Consider the following 16,099-nt stretch of genomic DNA (forward strand, 5'->3'; position numbering starts at 1 on the left):
CCACCTGTCGCGCTCCCCATTGATACAAGCTTGATGTGGCAGTGTGCGGCGGCGCCCCCTTTCACCCGGACGACCACGAACCGCCTGTTCAAGTCGCTCCAGGCTGTTTCACCACTTCGTAGCGAGCCCGGCTCAGGCTGACCAGGCTCGCTATTGCCGCGCAGCCACCCGCAGTGACGACCGCGAATTCGAGCGCGCTCGACAACGGCAATGTTGCGAAGATGATCGACATGCAGATCCCGCCCAGGGTTTGGCCGAGAAGCCGCGCGGTGCCTTGCATGGCGCCCGCGGCGCCGCTTCTGGCTTTCGGTGCCGACAGAAGGAGAATTCGGTTGTTCGGCGTCTGGAACAGTCCGAAACCGAGGCCGGCGATCACAGTGCCGACGAGAAACGCGATACCTCTCGGGTCGGGCGGGATGAATCCGACCACCAGGAGACCCAGGGCGAGCAGCGCGCCGCCGATGGCGCAAAGCCATGCCGTCTTGACGCGGTTTGCCAAACGTCCCGAAATGGGCGCGATGATCGCGGTCGCGGCAGGCCAGGGCACCATGTATAGACCGGCCAGAACCGGCGTCATGTGCAACGTGTGTTGAAGGTAAAAGGGTAGCGCGATGTAGCTCAGCATCTGGCCGCAGAAGCAGAATATCGAGGCGATGACCGCCACGCGGAATGCCGGTGCCGCCAGCAGGTCCGTAGGAATGATCGGTGCGTCACTGTTCCGTTCAAGGCGCAGCAGGACGAAAAGGCAGGCCAGCGATGCGGCGATGAGGACGGCACCGCTTATCGGCGCGATCGCTATCCGGTCGGCGCCGCAGAAGAAAAGGATGAACATCAGCGTGTTGGCCAGCATCGCCTTGGCGTTCAGCTTTCGCTTCGCGCCCTGAATTTGCCCGAGCAGACCGCCGCCGAGCAGAACGATGGCGCCGAGTGGTATATTGACTGCAAACAGCCAGGGCCAGGTGGTGACGGAAAGAATGGCGCCGGCAATGCCGGGGCCGGCAGCGGAAGAAATGGCGATGACCATGGCATTGATGCCGATGATCGGACCCAGCATATGCTGCGGCACGGCCGAGCGCAGGTTCATCATGGCAAGCGCCATGATCGCGCCACCTCCCAAGCCCTGTGCGAAACGAGCAAGGATCAGTAAGGGAAGATCGCCCGCAAAGGCGCAGGCCGCGGAAGCCGCGGTGAACAGCGCGACGCCGATCAGGAAGACCCGCCGCGCGCCGTAGATTTCACCCAGCGCACCACATGGGAGAATGGCGACGAGCACGGCCAGCTGATAGGCCGAGACGACCCATACGGTGCTACCCGCCTCCGCGCGCAGCGAGACCGCGATCGAGGGTAAGGCGACATTGGCAATGGCTCCGTCCAAAACGACAAGAACAAGCGTAAGAAGCAACATGGCAATAGCCAGGTACCGTCGAGGTGACGTCAGGCCGTCTTGAGAAACTGGTGCGGTGTAGGTGAGGGACATGAGAACTCCTCGATGTTTGTTGGACGGTCGATTACTTAGGCTTTGCTGATTACCCGCGCCAGACGCAACAAAATCAATTGACCATTGCGTATCGCGCCATGCCTGAATAGAATTGAGCCATGTCTGATCTCGATCTCAACCTCCTGGTGGCACTGGATGCGTTGCTGCGCGAGCAGAGCGTATCTGCCGCCGCTCGGCGGCTTGGCCTCAGCACGTCCGCCATGAGCCGGACGCTGTCACGGTTGAGGGCCGCGCTAGGTGATCCGATCCTTGTGCCGGCCGGGCGCGGCATGGTTGCGACGCCGCATGCCCTGGCGATTGGCGCCGAGGTACATTTGTTGAAAGAAGCCGTGCAATCCGTGCTTAGTCCGCCGTCGACCGTGGAGATCCGGGAGGTGCGCCGCCATTTCACGATCCGTGCCAATGAGGCATTCGTGCTTCTCTACGCCGCGGGTCTGAGCGCCGCTGTGACGAGCGCTGCGCCGGGGATAAGGCTTCGCTTTGCGCCGAGATCAGACAAGGATGTTCAGGCTTTGAGGGACGCAGCCATAGATCTGGACATCGGTGTCCTCCCGCGAGACAGCGGGGAACTGCGTTGCCAAACCCTTTTCGAGGATCGGTATGTCGGTCTCGCAAGGCTAGGGCACCCGATCTTCGATGCAGATCGGATAACGGCGGAGCGTTTTGCTGCCTGGGGCCACGTGCTCTTCTCGATGCAAGCGGATTTTGCCGGTCCGATCGACAGGGCGCTCGCCGAATTGGGCCATGTCCGTGATGTCAGACTGATCGTGCCAAGCTTTCCGGCGGTGATAGCAGTTGCGGCGGCATCCGATTTGATCGGCTCGATTCCGAAGTCATATTGCAAGTCCGCCGCGATAAGCCATATCGAAACCTTTGACCTGCCCGTGGACGTGTCGGGTTTCAACATCGTGCAGGCGTGGCACCCCCGCATGGACGCAGATCCCGTGCATCGCTGGCTGAGGGCGCTGATTTTTGAGACGTTCCACTCAATGAACTGAGCGCGTGGCCCGCCAAAGCAAGCGCTTCGTTCCCGTTCCGCAGGCGTGATTAGCGATGTTGTTCGGTGCAGCCTCCCGCTGATGCAGGGAGCGAGAATTGCCGCTCGGCAGCGCCGAATGAACGGCTGCCAACCACTGTGAAATTACCGACGGCTGCGTCATGCTGACAGGGGCTGTCAGCAAAGGTGGTCGATAATCCAGAGACCATGGGTGTCCGAGCCAGTCGCCATTTTGTCGGAATGTCCAGCTATGCGTCGGATGCCTGGGCTTCAATCCCGCCGCAATCAGAGCAGAGGCCCCAAGATGAAGCCGCACCATCGTATTTTCTTCATTCAGTTTGCCGTGGCCCTTTCCCTGGGCGCGTTTGTTTCGCGGCTGCCTGACCTTCAGCTCAAGTTCAGCCTCACAGAGGGAGAGCTGGGCCTTCTGCTCGCCGTCATGTCCTCCGGGGTTCTCTGCGGGTTGACGTTCTCGGTGAGGTTCATCGAGAGGCTCGGTGCGCGCACCACCGCTTTCGTCACCGTCTTCGGTGCGTCGCTGTTTTTCGCGCTGATCCCCTGGATGCCATCAGCTCTTCTGGCGGTGCCATTGTTCTTCATTGCCGGCGTTTTCACCGGAGCATTCGAGATCAACGCCAATATCGAAACCGATCGCCACGAGGCGCTGCTTGGGTACCGCATCATGAGCCGGGCTCACGGCATGTGGAGCCTCGGCTTCTGCATCACCGCCCTTGCCGCCGCCGGCATGCGGCAGGCTGCCGTCTCCATCGAACTGCATACATTCATCGTCCTCGTGTCGGTCTTGATTGCCGGGTCGATCGTTTTCTCCGGGATCGAGAACGCGCCCCGGCGGCAGGAGGCCCACCCAGGAGATACTCCGATCATCGCTTTTCCGACGATCGGACTGCTCCCCCTTTGCCTTGTCGCCGCAGCTCCGCTTCTTGCCGAAGGCGCAAGCGTCGATTGGTCGGCGATCTATATGCGCGACGTATTCGCGGTCGAACCCTTCGTCGGCGGGCTCAGCGTGACCATTTTCTCCTCGTTCATCGCCATCGGGCGGCTCGGCATGGACCCTGTCATCGACCGCTTCAATCCGCGGCCGGTCGCAATCACTCTTCTTGGGATCGCGGCCATCGGTCTCGTCATGGTTGCGACGGCGACACACCCGGTTGTCGCGCTCGCAGGCTTTGGCCTGACAGGTATCGGCTGCTCTTCGGTCTATCCGCTTGCCATCTCGGCTGCGGCCCGACGCACCGATCGGCCCGCACCGATCAATGTTGCGGCTCTGGCGCAGACGACGTTTCTCGTGTTTTTCGCAGGGCCGCCGCTGCTCGGTTTCGTTGCCGAAAATTTCGGCATCCGCTTTTCGTACTGGGTGGTCGTCCCGGTTATCGGTGCCGCACTCCTGGTTACCAAGGCGCTTGCCGCTGCTTCCGCGCCGGTCACAGGGCAGCCCGAACCGGTGCAACCGTAGGGTTGAGACGCTGCGCCGCCCGTCGGCGATCCCAAGGTCGTACATGTTGGAAACCGGCAGGGCGCGACCACCGGCCTTTGCTGGTGAATGGAGCGAGGCGCAATGTATTGCCCGTCGCGTCGAAGTATTACAAATGATCTCCGGAAATATAGCTCGTATAGGTGACGAGCCTAGGTCGTGGGCAGCCGTCAACTCTGGACGAATGGTCTTGTCGTTCAAGCACTTGCGGGCGCGGTCGATCTCCTCAGAATGAAACTGGTTTGGATGGTGAAATTCCAGCCTTTCGTGCTTGCAAAACATATGTTTGCGGGTTTTTCGATCGTCGCCTTCCGCCGCAAAGGGCGGCTTGCCTACGGAGTTCCGCGCCTCGCTTCGGACAAATTTCTGCCGCCAAAATGCCAGTATTAGTTGTTTCTAAATCACGCCATAATTCGCATCTACGTTGCCGCGCCTGTTTTATTCTTCGCCACATTTCGGAATTTCAACATTATACAAACAATGGTGGGTAACTATGAAGGTTATTCTCGTCATCGTCCTCACGGCGCTTGCCGTGCCCTGTGAGGCGGACATGCTCGGCACGGCGTCCCGATACAAAAGCATGCATGAACGCTCCATCTCCTTCCTCAGCATCAATCCGCGCAGGGTATCGTGGTGCGGGGCGTTCCTGGCCTTTGTCGCCAAGCGATCTTCGCGACAGCCGCCGCCCAACCCCAACATGGCGGCGTCCTGGAGGAAGTTCGGCCAACCGGTCGGCGTCCGCTCCGCCAGGCGAGGGGATGTCGTGGTGATCCGCACCGGCAGGCGCTTTCATGTGAGCCTGTTCGATCACATCGACCCGCGCCGACAGTACGTCTACCTGTTCGGCGGCAACCAATCCAACCGGGTCCAGCTGTCCAGATATCGAGCCAGTTCGGTCGTCGCGGTGCGACGATGATGCCAGGAACGTGAGCAGGCATCGCTTCTGAAAAAGGCGAAGTATCGCTCCTTGAAAACCTCTTGTCTGCAAAAGATAATTGAATTCAATATCTTGTCGTTGACAGAGAGGTTTTTAAGGGGCAACTTTTATAAAAGAGGCAGGCAGTTTTTGCCGCTGATGTTTCGGGTTTTCCCGGAAAAAGTTTGGTTTCTTGAAAATCGTTCCAACCTCGACGGCTGCTGCCGGCAAGTGGGCTTCAGGTCCTGCGGGCCCTGACGTGGAGGAAGATCGGCGCGATACGGGTATCGGCAACCATTGGCTCGCGCCACGGGCTCGCCGAAAGCTTCGATCGTCAGTCCCGCTTCGACGATCATCGACACCCAGGTCGACAGCGTCCGGTGAAAACGCGGAATGGCAAACGGCGTCAGCGTCGCCCGTTCCGCTTGCGGTATGGAGGAGAAGATCCAGCGATCAATCCGGCCGTCGCGCTCATCGAAATAATCGGCGATTTCAACCGCGATAGGCTCGCCGGCCTCATTGCGGATATTGCGGCGCGTCGGCGGCACGAAACAGGGATGCAGGATCGAAAACTGCAGGAAGCCGCCCGGCTTCAGGACGCGGTGGATGCCCTTCAGCACGCCGCGCTGGTCGGCCATGTCCATCATCGACATGAAGGCGGTGACGAAATCGAAGCTCGCCTCCGGGAAATCGATGCTCTGGCCGTCGCCGAGCACGTAGTCGATGCCGAGCGGCGCTTCTGCCTCGGTCTCGCGGGCATAGCGAATGAAGGTCGGGGCGATGTCGAGACCGGTCATGCGGGCGCCGAGGCGGGCGACCGCGCGGGTATTGGAGCCTTCACCGCAGCCAAGGTCGAGCCCAGCAAGGCCTGCGACCGGCAGCAGCATGTCAAGAAAGGCCGGCGTGTTCAGCGCGTCGCGATATTTGTCATAGCCGGCGCGACTATAGATCGTCCAGGTCTCGGCATTGCTCTCCCAATGGGCGGCGACATCATTGGCGTTCATAGCTCTCCTCCTTGCGCGATCGGAACGGGCGGGGAGCTATAAGCGCAGCCTGTGGCAATGGGAAGACAGGCGACTAAAAGGAGGCAGGCAATGCTGCCTGCCTGGACATTCGAGAACGTTAATCGCCCGGTACAGAACATCGGATTGGGCATCCATTGCCGCGTCCGCGTCAGGGACGGAAGCGAAGTCTTTACACTTCGGAGCGCTCATGGCCGGCGAAGGCGGTGATGCTCCTCGACATAGCTCTTTTCCCAGGCGCGGTGTAATGCAGGTTTGAGCCACGTGGAGAAATGGAGGGAAGGATTGTGACTGCTCTTTCAGATGAACAACAGAGCGAATTGAAAGCTTTATGGCGCAGTCGAGACTTCCGAGCCTGGTTCGCCCGGCTGCAAGAAATCGCGCCCGAAGAAGTGGAGAAACTGCCAAGTTTTATGCGCGACGCGTTTCTCAAGCTCAACGACAATCAAGACAACGGCTTCGCAATATATGTGCCGCCCGAATGCGCGCCAGAAAAATTGGCCCATTATGAGGTTGCGCCCCACGACGAACTTGTGGTCGATCTCCCGTATCGCGACGAAGCGTCCGGTGAAACGCGCTTTGAACAGGGAACTGCCGCGATGTTACGGCAATTGGTTGAACTGGCGGAGCGTGATCCTAAGATCGTTTATCTTGTCATGGAGTATTGGGAGGCACTTCAGAAAGGTGCAGAGCTGAAGCAAGAGGTAGGTGGTGACGAATTGTGGCTCTCTCTACTGGAAGCTTATGATCATTTACTCGCAAGTGTATTTGGTCAGGGCAAAGGTCGGGGACGCGTCGGGGTGAAATTGCTGAATATCTCGATTCACATGATCAGAAGCCACGTTCTTTCTAATCGCGAGGCATGAGAAATGGATGGTAGAGGGACGGGCTGTTTGATGAAGGCAGTTGGGACCACGTTCGCAGGCAGCGCTTATGTTATATAAGGGCACGATGTTTGCCATTGCCCTTCTCACGGCATATTCGCCCGACGTTGCGGCGGTGCGAGAAATCCCCGCACTGGAGCCCCCTGCCGACGCCGGCGCCCCCTGGGCGATTGAGTGGTCAACGCCCGATCTGAAAGACCAGATGACGCCACAGACTTTGGTTCTTTGTTCGGATCGGGTGGACTACCAGATCGAACGATATCGGTCGCTGACCGAAAAGCTCGGCGTCCTGAAAGGCCACACGGTTCTGGATGGAAGCAAGCTTGGCGCGCACAAGCCAGTCGCCGGCAGCGTCGGTTACATCGTCTCCGCACATCGGGGCAACGAGGAGCAAGCCTTAAGCCATTGCGTCGCCAGTCCTGAACTCCGGGCGATTGTCGCCGATTTCATCGACAAGGAGATATCGGCTCAACGGGATACCCTTCAGGATCTCATTCGGGTTGGAATTTTGCCGAAGGGAACACGGCCGTCTCAATGCTACACGAGGTATTATTATCCGACCGAGGACTATTATCCGACCAGAAGCTCAAAGCAGTGGTTTGCGGTGGTCGAAGTGGACGATTCCGCCGACAATAGGTGCTCTGATGACTTTCTTCCTGGCATTTTTGGCATCTCGCTCGGTTCCTGCCGTTCTGCCGGCATCTGCCGCTGATGGCAGAAATATAGCGTCAAGAAATGAGCAGCGTAAACGGAAGGTTCATTGCCGAAATTGGGAAGGACGTCGCCTAGATAGGTCTCGGGATCGAGACCGTCGAACCTAGAGATGCCGGGGTACCTTCGCCTTCAGCAGCTGAACGAGCGCGGGGTCCATGAAATCGTAGTCATCGGGAATATGAAGGCATATCAATCGCTTGTCCTTGAGAGCTGACCGGTACTTGCCCTGGACCTTCGTGCGGTGAGCTTTCTCCATGACGAAGACGATATCAGCCCATTCGATCAGTTCTGTCGATAGCGGATTTTCGGCATCGTTGTTGGTGCCTGCCGAGGAGACTTCGATATCAGGCCAGCTTGCGAAGACCTGTTCGGCCGTCGGGCTGCGAAGCTTGTTCTGACTGCAGACGAACAGGACGTTTTTCACGTTTCGATCTCTCTTGGAGTGAGCGAGGCCGGCGATAGCACAATTCCGTGTCCGGGCGAACCAAGGGAGTTGATGCGTCATCCCAGGCGCACACTCTTGAACGCAGCGATGATGCTTTGTGCGGCGCGTTGCGCCTCATCTGATGTCGTCTGGAAATTGGTGACGGAAAGGCGGAGCACGTCGCGGCTGCGCCATTTGGCGCCGCCGGCGAAGATCATGCCGTCCGCCTGGATCTTTTCAATCGTCTTTCGCGTCAGCGTGTCGCCTTCTTCGGAGGGCAGGTCGGCTCCGAGGCGGATGACGAGCTGGTTCAGCGCCACCTCGTTCAGAATGGCAATGCCGGGCTCGCGTGCAAGCAGGTCGGCCACCAACCGCGCTGAGGCGCAGCACTGGTCGATGAGGGTGGCGATGCCGTCGCGGCCGAGGTGTTTCAGCATCGCCCAAGTGGCAAAGCCGCGCGCTCTTCTCGAAAGCTCGGGCACGTAATGGGAGGGATCGCGTTCGCCTTGACCGGCGAGCGGCAGATAGCTCGCGGCGATCGTCATGGCGCGGCGATGGGCGAGCTCGTTGCGGACGATCGCATAGCCGCAATCATAGGGCGTCTGCAGCCACTTGTGGCCGTCGGTCGCCCAGCTGTCGGCCGCTTCGATGCCGCGGCTGAGGTGGCTGGTTTTCGCTGAAGCCTGCGCCCAGAGGCCAAAGGCACCATCAACATGCACCCAGGCGCCTTTCGCCTTCAGCGGCGGGATGATCTTGCCAAAGTCGTCGAAAGCGCCGGTATTGATTTGCCCAGCTTGAAGAACGGCGATCAAGGGACCGGCGACGGAATCGAGCGCCCCCAAGAATGCCGTCGGGTCGATCCGGCCGGTCGCGTCGGTGGGCACCCGCAGCACGCGATCATGCCCGAGGCCGAGGAACTGAAGCGCGGAGAAGACGGTGGTGTGGGCGTCGTCGCCGATCAGCACGGTAATCTCAGGCGCACCGAACAGGCCCTTTGCATCGGCATCCCAGCCCACCTGGCGCAGCACCTCGCCGCGTGCGGCGGCAAGGCAGGTGAAGTTCGCCACCGTCGCTCCCGTGACGAAGCCGACCGAGCTTTCGGCCGGCAGCTTCAGGAGATCGAGAAGCCATCTCGCCGCGACGGTCTCGACGGCGGCCGCGGCCGGGGCGACGACATGGTTTCCGGCATTCTGGCCCCAGGCGCTGGTGAGAAAATCGGCGGCGACGCCGACCGGATGGGAGCCGCCGATGACCCAGCCGAAAAAGCGCGGCCCTGTGGTCGCATGCAACCCGGGTTCGGCGCCGTCCGAGAGACGCCTGATGACATCAAGCATATCGGAACCGGCCGCCGGCAGCGGCTCGTCGAAACAGGCAAGCGAGGCTGCATAATCGTGGGTGGGCATATGGCGGGCGGGCGCCGCCTGCCGGAACACCGCGGCAAGGCGGGCGGCTTCCTGAAACAGAGATGCGATTGCCGACATGCGGACCCCCCTGCCGCCGCCGATCCTGAAGGGGCCGCCCTCAAAAGCAGGCTGCTGGCGCCATACAATCTAGCCCATATCGCCGACGTTGTCTTCGCCCGGGAGATCCGGGCCGGGGTCTGGTGGCTCTTCCTCGTTCTTGCCCAGACTTCAAGACAAATTGAGCATCGGGGAGAGACTTCCTAAATATATACAATAATTACCTTATCCCGTTCTGTGCATTTTTGAAATTTCGTGGCTCTTGTTAAAAATGATTGCCTTCTCTTCAAGTATCGTTCAATGATGCGGAAATATCATTTGCACCATTGTCAAGTTGGTGCTGCCAATCAGCGAGGGATATGCACTGAAATATTTCCTTCTCTACGCGCTGACGTGCACGTTGGTCGGGATAGTTCTTCTCTTCATCATCCGTGAAGTTGTACCGTTCACGATCGACAAGCCAACCGATCAATCGGTGGTCGGATCAACTGATGAGCCAGTTGCCGTACCAACCGAGCAATCAGCCGGACCAATCGGTGAGCCGTTGAACGCGGCAACCGGGGAGCCGGTGCCCGCGGCAACCGGGGAGCCGGTGCCCGGGCCAACAACCGATCAATCCGCCGTCCAGCCAGCCGATCCCTTGGTCGTCCGGTCTACCCGCCAGCCGGTCGACGGGCCAACTGGCAAACCAGTGAGTGGACCGACCGACGAACCGACCGCAAGGCCGACCGATCAATCGGTGGTCGGTCCGAGCGGTGAACCGGTCGTCCGGAAGGGCGGCCGGCTGGGGAGTCCGGCGCAGTGATCGGCGCTTGAGATGATGGATTTCTATTCGATCTCATAACTCCGAGCATATGCTGAAGGACGAAGCTTGCTGACACCGGTTGACGGCTGGGCCATCTGTATTGACAGTACCTCTCATCTTGCAGGAGGTCCCGATGGATGGAAGCGGCACGACGATCAGACATATCCAGGCAGACGAAGTGGAGGCTTTCCGGCGCATCCGTCTGGAAGCGCTTCGCACCGAACCGTCCCTCTTTGCAAGCCGTTATGAAGACTGGGAGGTTCTTTCTCTCGAGGAGTGGCGCAATCGCCTGAACGAGCCGGTTTTCATCGCCTTTCAGGATGGCGAACCCGTTGGCATAACGGGCCTGCTTCGGCAGCGGTCGAGCAAGATGGCCCATCGCGCGACGATCATCATGGTTTATGTCAGAAGGAACCTGCGCGGAACGGGCCTTGCGGGCAAGCTGCTCAGCGCGGTGGCCGATCACGCGCGCGATATCGGCATACTGCAGCTCGAACTCTTCGTCAGCGCGGAGAACCCGGCGGCAATACGCTTCTATCAGCGGGAAGGCTTCTCCGAGATCGGTCGGATTCCCGGCGGGGTTCTGGAAGAGGGCAGGGAGATCGACGACGTCATGATGGCTCGCCGTCTGGTTGGTTAACTCTCACCGAATATCAGCCCATATCGGTTCGTCTGACCTATTGACCTCAAGCGGGGTTGGGGTTGCAGCATGCCGGCATGGGCTGGAGGTTTGGCCGTGACGAAAATTCTGAAAGACGAGGATCTGGTCGGCAGCGTGCTGATGGTGGTCGCGATCGATGCGCTCGAGACTGCTTTTCTCGCGAGAGCCGGCAATCGACTGATCTCTCCACCCCGGCACCATGTCTCGGTTCCCGATCGAGGCGATCTGGTCTTCACCGTCGGCGGCATCCTCGGCGAGAAACCGCTCGCGGGCTTCCGGGTCTATGAAACATTCGACGGGGCGGAGCATTCGCAGATCGTCGCGGTGTGGTCGGCCGACGACGCCAGCCTCAAGGGCATTATTCTCGGAGAGCGCCTCGGCAACCTCAGAACCGGCGCGATCGGCGGTCTCGCCGTCCGGCATCTCAGCGCGCCTGATGCCAGGATCGTCGGGATCCTCGGCAGCGGGGCGCAAGCGCGAACCCAGCTTGCCGCAGCGGCCGCCGTTCGAAAACTGGACCGCGCCCGCGTCTATAGCCGCGACGAGAGGAATCGCGCCGCCTTTGCAACTGAGATGCAGCACGCCTTGGGTATTGAAGTGGAACCTGCAGGCAGCGCCTCTGAAGCCGTCGATGGTGCCGACATCGTCATCTGTGCGACGACGAGCCGAACGCCCATCATTCATGCCAGGGATTTGAAGCCCGGGATGCACGTCAACACCGTCGGCCCGAAAACGCGTGCGGGATAAGAACTCGGCCTGGATATCGCCGATGTCGCAGCCGTGATCGCAACGGACTCTCCCGAACAGACGCGCGCCTATGCTTTGCCCTTTTTCCTCGCCGGCTCCGGCAATGAGCACCGCATGGCCGACCTTGCAGATATCATTGCCGGGAAAGCGGCGGGGCGAGGGTCGCCTGGCGATACGACCTTGTTTTGCTCCGTCGGCCTGGCTGGAACCGAAGTCGTTGTCGCCTCGGCAATCCTCGACATGCTGTGAGCCTGTTTCCCTTATTCACGCCAGACCCAGCACATCCCCCATGCCGTATTCGCCGGGTGCGCGCCCTGCGATCCAGCGGGCGGCGGCAAGTGCGCCGTGGGCAAACATGCCGCGATCGAGAGCCGAATGCGAGAGCGTCACGACCTCCTCGGCGGCTGCAAACATTACGCTGTGTTCTCCGACCAGCCCTCCGGCCCGCAACACGGCAAAGCCGATTTCGCCGGGCGGTCGCTCGCCGGAGATGCCGTCGCGCCCGCGCCGCTCGACGGATGCGAGGGAAACGCCGCGGCCCTCGGCGGCGGCTTCGCCAAGCATCAGCGCCGTGCCGGACGGCGCGTCGATCTTCCTGTTGTGATGGGCTTCGAGGATTTCGATATCCCAGCCATGTGCGGGAAGAGCGCGGGCCGCCTGGGCGACCAGGCCGACCAGCATGTTGACGCCGATGGAGAAATTTCCGGAGCGCAGAATCGGAATTCTGCGGGCGGCCTCTGCGATCCGTTCGAGCTCATCCGGCTCGAAACCCGTCGCCCCGATCACCAGGGCCGGCCCGCCGGCCGAAGCGCACAGGTCGGCAAGTTCGGCGGCCGCACGTCCCGTCGTGAAATCCAGGATCACGTCGGCCGCCTTAATCGCGGTCGAACGGTCGATCAGCCCGGCGTCTGTGGAGCCCTCACGGCCGATGCCGCCGACAAAGGCAAAACTCGGATCGCCCGCCAGCAGCGGCAGGATGGCGCGGCCCATGCGACCATTCGCGCCGGCGACGGCTATTTTGATTGGTGAGATCACGGTCTTTCCTTGGCTCGCGATGTTTCCGGCTGAACGGCTATTTGCATCCAGCATTCGCGCCGGAGAAGGCGAGCTGCAACTACCTCATTCCGCTCCCGGCGCAAAACCGTATTTCCAGTCGCCCCTCTGGTCGTCTGCCGCTTACCAATTGCCGGGATCGGCGGTGTGATCGATGCTGGCGAATTCGTCGGCCTTTTCCCGATCCAGCTTCACCTCGGTGGCCACCTTCGTCTCGTCGGTGACGGAGTAGCGGTCAGGGATCGGTCCCGTTGATAGTTCCTGGTACATGAGCAAGGCGGCCTCCTCGGCGGTGTCGGCCTCGATCTCCCGGGTGATTGATACGGTGAATTTGTGCATGGCTTCGGCCTTCTCGATCGGCGCGCCGGCGTGTGCGCAGCTTGCACAGTCTGACACGAGTTTTGTGTCGATGACACTAAAACTGCTCGCTTAGAATTTGATTCATGCGATGGCTTCAGGTCTTTGTTTCTATGTGTGTCGTGGTGCCAAGCCGTCGGACAGTTTTGGGCGAACTCAGCTGGGAGGATAGGTCATGCGCCTGAACCAGGTAACCGTTACGATGCCTGACCTCGATGCGGGCTGGAACTTCTACTGCATTCTCGGTCTCAGGCCCGTCGTCGACGCCCGTCCCCGGTATGCGCGTTTTGTCTGCCCGAATGGGGACAGTACCTTCTCCCTGCATCAGGGCGAAAGTTGCGGTGGCGGAACCACGGTGTATTTCGAGTGTGAGAAGCTGGACGAGACGGTCGGCAGTCTCAGCGAGGCCGGTTTTCGTTTCGTCAGCGGCCCGGAGGACAAGAGTTGGCTCTGGCGCGAGGCCGAGCTGTTCGACCCCGGCGGCAACCGCATCATCCTTTATTTCGCCGGTTCGAACCGCCTCGATCCGCCCTGGCGGGTGGATCAAGATAGGCCCGCTTGAGGTAGGTGCTCGGCCGGCGATTCCGGTCATTCCCCGAATTGACGAATCGCGGCCGCCTCGGCATCTTTGGCTCGGTGTGGCCTACCGCCGAACCTCTCCAGACCTTCCCCAGCAGGGTCTTTAACCGGAGGCAAAGGGACTTTCGTCTCGGGTCGTGATCCTTGGTCCTGATGTTTCGGGCCTGTTGCTGGGGAGCGATGTCCGGAACGTGAGAGGCCCTGATATGACTGAGAATGGAAATTTCAAACGGCGGGTGCGTGCGCGCGCCGCCAAGACGGGTGAATCCTACACCACCGCCCGCATGCATGTTCTCCCCAAGTTGGCGAACGACGCAGTGCCTGAGGCAAGACGCCTGCGTCTCGCCGTGGCCCAGACCACCCACGCGGACGATCCGCGCGATATCGACAAGCTTCGCCAGAGCGGCCAGGAGATGCGCCTGCTGATGCGGCAGGCGCGAGAAGCAGGGGCGCGGCTCTTGCACTTTCCCGAAGGGGCGACATCATCGCCGAACAAGCGCATCATGTCGGAAATCGGGCCGAGGGAGATCGGACCGTCCGATTGGCGGCGGTTCGAATGGGCCGTGTTGCGTGAGGAGTTGGATGCAACGCGGAGGCTGGCGCGCGAGCTGGGACTCTGGACGGTCATCGGCTCGGTGCATCCGCTGACGGCGCCGCACCGGCCGCACAACAGCCTCTACATTGTCTCCGACCGCGGCGAATTGGTGACGCGTTACGATGAGCGCCTGCTGTCGAACACCAAGATCTCCTTCATGTACACGCCGGGTTCGATCCCCGTGACCTTCGAGGTCGACGGCATCCGCTTCGGCTGCTCGCTCGGTATGGAGTGTAACTTTCCCGAAATTTTCTCCGAATACGAGCGACTCGATGTCCACTGCGTGCTGTTTTCGTCCACTGGGGGGACGCCGGCCAACGATACCTCCTTCGCCGCCGAGGTGCAGGGGTATGCGGCGAGCAACAGGTACTGGGTGAGTTTTTCCATACTCGCACATCCCGGATTAGCTGATCCGGTGTCTTCCGGGATCGTCGCTCCCGGTGGCCGGTGGGCGGCGCAATGCCCTGCGGATGGAACGGCGGCGATATCGCTCGCCGATATCGACGACAATCCCGGCGATATTGCTCGGCCGTGGCGACGCAAAGCGCGGAGCGGCCTCTACGAGCCGCACCGCGTGGCCGGCGATCCGCGTAGCGACGGGCGAGATAGGTTTTAGAGCTGCGTCGCGTTCGCGGTATGCCCTGCAAAGTGAATGCAGGTGGCGCTGAGAGCACTTGCGGAGCTGTAAGCCACGGTTCCGCAATTTCCTCATAGCTGATTGTCCGGAAGTCCAATGGTGTCAGCGGTCATCCCAGTGGCATCAACCATTTAGCAGCGCTCGGCAATCGTCCGCGTGAAATCGCTCGGACTGGGCTGGAGAAAGACAGTTTGCTTCTTATTTCACCGGGGAATGCGAAACGAAGTGCGAAAGGACCGCGCAATGGCAAAGAACACGATCTGCGTATGGTACGACAAAGACGCTGAGGCCGCCGCCCGCTTCTATGCCGCGACTTTTCCCGACAGCGCCGTCGGCGCCGTCGTTCGTGCACCGGGAGATTATCCTGACGGCAAGCAGGGAGACGTCCTGGTCGTGGAATTCACCGTTGCGAGCATTCCTTGCATCGGCCTGAACGGCGGTCCTGCGTTCAAACACAATGAAGCCTTCTCCTTTCAGATCGCAACCGACACTCAGGAAGAAACCGATCGCTATTGGAACGCGATCGTCGGCAATGGCGGCCAGGAAAGTGAGTGCGGCTGGTGCAAGGACAAGTGGGGCGTGTCCTGGCAGATTACGCCGCGCGTTCTCTCTGAAGCCCTTTCGGCAGGCGGTGGCCAGGCAAAGCGTGCTTTTGACGCGATGATGACCATGAGGAAGATCGACATTGCGGCGATCGAGGCGGCCCGGCGTGGCTGAGGTGGCCTTTGCGCAAGACGATCTTTTGCCAGGGCTCGCATCTGGGCCGGTCCGGTCGCGTGTCGATCCTCGCAGTCGGCTCAGAACCAGAGATCGCGCACGCAGCGCTCCTTGGATGGAAGGTCTTCAAACGTGTCCAGGCCGTCGAAATGATCGATAGGCAGATCCTGAACGAGATCCGGCGGCGCAAGCCGGATGTTGACGGCCATGCGCCGGCGGCCATCCTTTCCAAGCCGCAGGCCGCGCCAGCTCAAGACACAGGCGCAGGATGGGCAGAACAAGATTTCGAGAGACGGCTCGTCCCTGTCGGCGCGGGTGTAGGAGGCGGTCTCACCGGTGAGAGCGATGCGCTCTCCTTCGTAATCATAAGCCCACAGCGTGCCGTAGCGTCGGCAGAGCGTGCAGTTGCAGGCGGTGATCGAGCCCGGATCACCTTCAAGTGTCCAGCTCGCCTTGCCGCAATGACATGAGCCCGTCAGCATGAGCGTCGATTCAATCCTGTTCCCCGTTCAAGTCCGGCATCCTGCCCCAGTCGCGCGAT

Annotated in this window: 17 protein-coding genes and 2 pseudogenes; 12 read left to right on the forward strand and 7 right to left on the reverse strand. The window is 60.6% G+C overall.

What is annotated here, in order from left to right:
- Nucleotides 1-88 precede the first annotated feature (88 nt).
- Complete coding sequence (locus tag C3Y91_RS29905; protein WP_024322431.1) at nt 89-1,405, reverse strand: MFS transporter; 1,317 nt, start codon at nt 1,403-1,405, stop codon at nt 89-91.
- A 191-nt stretch (nt 1,406-1,596) separates the two neighbouring features.
- On the opposite strand from C3Y91_RS29905, the gene C3Y91_RS29910 reads away from it, so the two are divergent.
- The 4 genes from C3Y91_RS29910 (at nt 1,597) to C3Y91_RS29925 (ending at nt 4,903) form a co-directional block, all read left to right on the forward strand.
- Entirely contained in the window at nt 1,597-2,496 is a 900-nt protein-coding gene (locus C3Y91_RS29910) for a LysR family transcriptional regulator (protein ID WP_018074408.1), read from the forward strand.
- 303 nt (nt 2,497-2,799) lie between these two features.
- Nucleotides 2,800-3,969, forward strand: coding sequence for an MFS transporter (locus C3Y91_RS29915; RefSeq protein ID WP_024322430.1), 1,170 nt, complete (start codon nt 2,800-2,802; stop codon nt 3,967-3,969).
- Between the two features lie 177 nt (nt 3,970-4,146).
- Nucleotides 4,147-4,377, forward strand: a complete 231-nt coding sequence (locus C3Y91_RS29920) for a hypothetical protein (protein WP_024322429.1) — start codon at nt 4,147-4,149, stop codon at nt 4,375-4,377.
- A 103-nt stretch (nt 4,378-4,480) separates the two neighbouring features.
- Nucleotides 4,481-4,903: a TIGR02594 family protein gene (locus tag C3Y91_RS29925; RefSeq protein WP_018074411.1), complete on the forward strand. Its 423-nt coding sequence runs from the start codon at nt 4,481-4,483 to the stop codon at nt 4,901-4,903.
- Between the two features lie 238 nt (nt 4,904-5,141).
- On the opposite strand, the pseudogene C3Y91_RS29930 reads toward C3Y91_RS29925, so the two are convergent.
- Nucleotides 5,142-5,907 (reverse strand): annotated as a pseudogene (locus tag C3Y91_RS29930) (class I SAM-dependent methyltransferase).
- Between the two features lie 305 nt (nt 5,908-6,212).
- Here C3Y91_RS29930 and C3Y91_RS29935 point away from each other — a divergent pair.
- Nucleotides 6,213-6,791 (forward strand): hypothetical protein, encoded by a 579-nt coding sequence (locus tag C3Y91_RS29935; RefSeq protein ID WP_343227750.1) that lies wholly within the window; start codon nt 6,213-6,215, stop codon nt 6,789-6,791.
- Nucleotides 6,792-6,858: 67 nt separating this feature from the next.
- On the forward strand, nt 6,859-7,521 hold the full coding sequence (locus C3Y91_RS29940) for a hypothetical protein (RefSeq protein ID WP_024322427.1): 663 nt from the start codon (nt 6,859-6,861) through the stop codon (nt 7,519-7,521).
- Nucleotides 7,522-7,626: 105 nt separating this feature from the next.
- Here C3Y91_RS29940 and C3Y91_RS29945 read toward each other — a convergent pair whose 3' ends face one another.
- Both C3Y91_RS29945 and C3Y91_RS29950 read right to left on the reverse strand, forming a co-directional pair.
- A complete protein-coding gene (locus tag C3Y91_RS29945) occupies nt 7,627-7,947 on the reverse strand; it encodes a low molecular weight protein tyrosine phosphatase family protein (RefSeq protein ID WP_024322426.1) in 321 nt (106 codons plus the stop codon).
- 77 nt (nt 7,948-8,024) lie between these two features.
- Nucleotides 8,025-9,428, reverse strand: coding sequence for a pyridoxal phosphate-dependent decarboxylase family protein (locus tag C3Y91_RS29950; RefSeq protein ID WP_018074413.1), 1,404 nt, complete (start codon nt 9,426-9,428; stop codon nt 8,025-8,027).
- Nucleotides 9,429-9,741: 313 nt separating this feature from the next.
- Between C3Y91_RS29950 and C3Y91_RS29955 the strand changes: the two genes are divergently transcribed.
- From C3Y91_RS29955 to C3Y91_RS29965, 3 genes and pseudogenes are all read left to right on the forward strand, one after another.
- Nucleotides 9,742-10,212 carry a PT domain-containing protein gene (locus C3Y91_RS29955; protein ID WP_024322425.1) on the forward strand — a complete coding sequence of 157 codons (471 nt, stop codon included), beginning with the start codon at nt 9,742-9,744 and terminating at the stop codon, nt 10,210-10,212.
- A 133-nt stretch (nt 10,213-10,345) separates the two neighbouring features.
- Nucleotides 10,346-10,852: a GNAT family N-acetyltransferase gene (locus C3Y91_RS29960; RefSeq protein ID WP_018493158.1), complete on the forward strand. Its 507-nt coding sequence runs from the start codon at nt 10,346-10,348 to the stop codon at nt 10,850-10,852.
- A gap of 69 nt (nt 10,853-10,921) precedes the next feature.
- Nucleotides 10,922-11,869 (forward strand): annotated as a pseudogene (locus C3Y91_RS29965) (ornithine cyclodeaminase family protein).
- A 15-nt stretch (nt 11,870-11,884) separates the two neighbouring features.
- On the opposite strand, the gene dapB reads toward C3Y91_RS29965, so the two are convergent.
- On the reverse strand, nt 11,885-12,709 hold the full coding sequence (dapB, locus tag C3Y91_RS29970) for a 4-hydroxy-tetrahydrodipicolinate reductase (protein WP_130688322.1): 825 nt from the start codon (nt 12,707-12,709) through the stop codon (nt 11,885-11,887).
- A gap of 87 nt (nt 12,710-12,796) precedes the next feature.
- Entirely contained in the window at nt 12,797-13,012 is a 216-nt protein-coding gene (locus C3Y91_RS29975; protein WP_018074418.1) for a hypothetical protein, read from the reverse strand.
- Nucleotides 13,013-13,205: 193 nt separating this feature from the next.
- Between C3Y91_RS29975 and C3Y91_RS29980 the strand changes: the two genes are divergently transcribed.
- The 3 genes from C3Y91_RS29980 to C3Y91_RS29990 all read left to right on the forward strand — a co-directional run bounded on the left by C3Y91_RS29980 (nt 13,206) and on the right by C3Y91_RS29990 (nt 15,558).
- Nucleotides 13,206-13,592 carry a VOC family protein gene (locus tag C3Y91_RS29980; RefSeq protein ID WP_024322423.1) on the forward strand — a complete coding sequence of 129 codons (387 nt, stop codon included), beginning with the start codon at nt 13,206-13,208 and terminating at the stop codon, nt 13,590-13,592.
- A gap of 223 nt (nt 13,593-13,815) precedes the next feature.
- Nucleotides 13,816-14,820 (forward strand): carbon-nitrogen hydrolase family protein, encoded by a 1,005-nt coding sequence (locus tag C3Y91_RS29985; protein ID WP_024322422.1) that lies wholly within the window; start codon nt 13,816-13,818, stop codon nt 14,818-14,820.
- A 264-nt stretch (nt 14,821-15,084) separates the two neighbouring features.
- On the forward strand, nt 15,085-15,558 hold the full coding sequence (locus tag C3Y91_RS29990; protein ID WP_024322421.1) for a VOC family protein: 474 nt from the start codon (nt 15,085-15,087) through the stop codon (nt 15,556-15,558).
- Between the two features lie 80 nt (nt 15,559-15,638).
- On the opposite strand, the gene C3Y91_RS29995 is transcribed toward C3Y91_RS29990, so the two are convergent.
- Complete coding sequence (locus C3Y91_RS29995; protein WP_024322420.1) at nt 15,639-16,040, reverse strand: GFA family protein; 402 nt, start codon at nt 16,038-16,040, stop codon at nt 15,639-15,641.
- Between the last annotated feature and the right edge of the window lie 59 nt (nt 16,041-16,099).

It is taken from the genome of Rhizobium ruizarguesonis (genome assembly GCF_012349115.1).
Classification (GTDB): domain Bacteria; phylum Pseudomonadota; class Alphaproteobacteria; order Rhizobiales; family Rhizobiaceae; genus Rhizobium; species Rhizobium ruizarguesonis.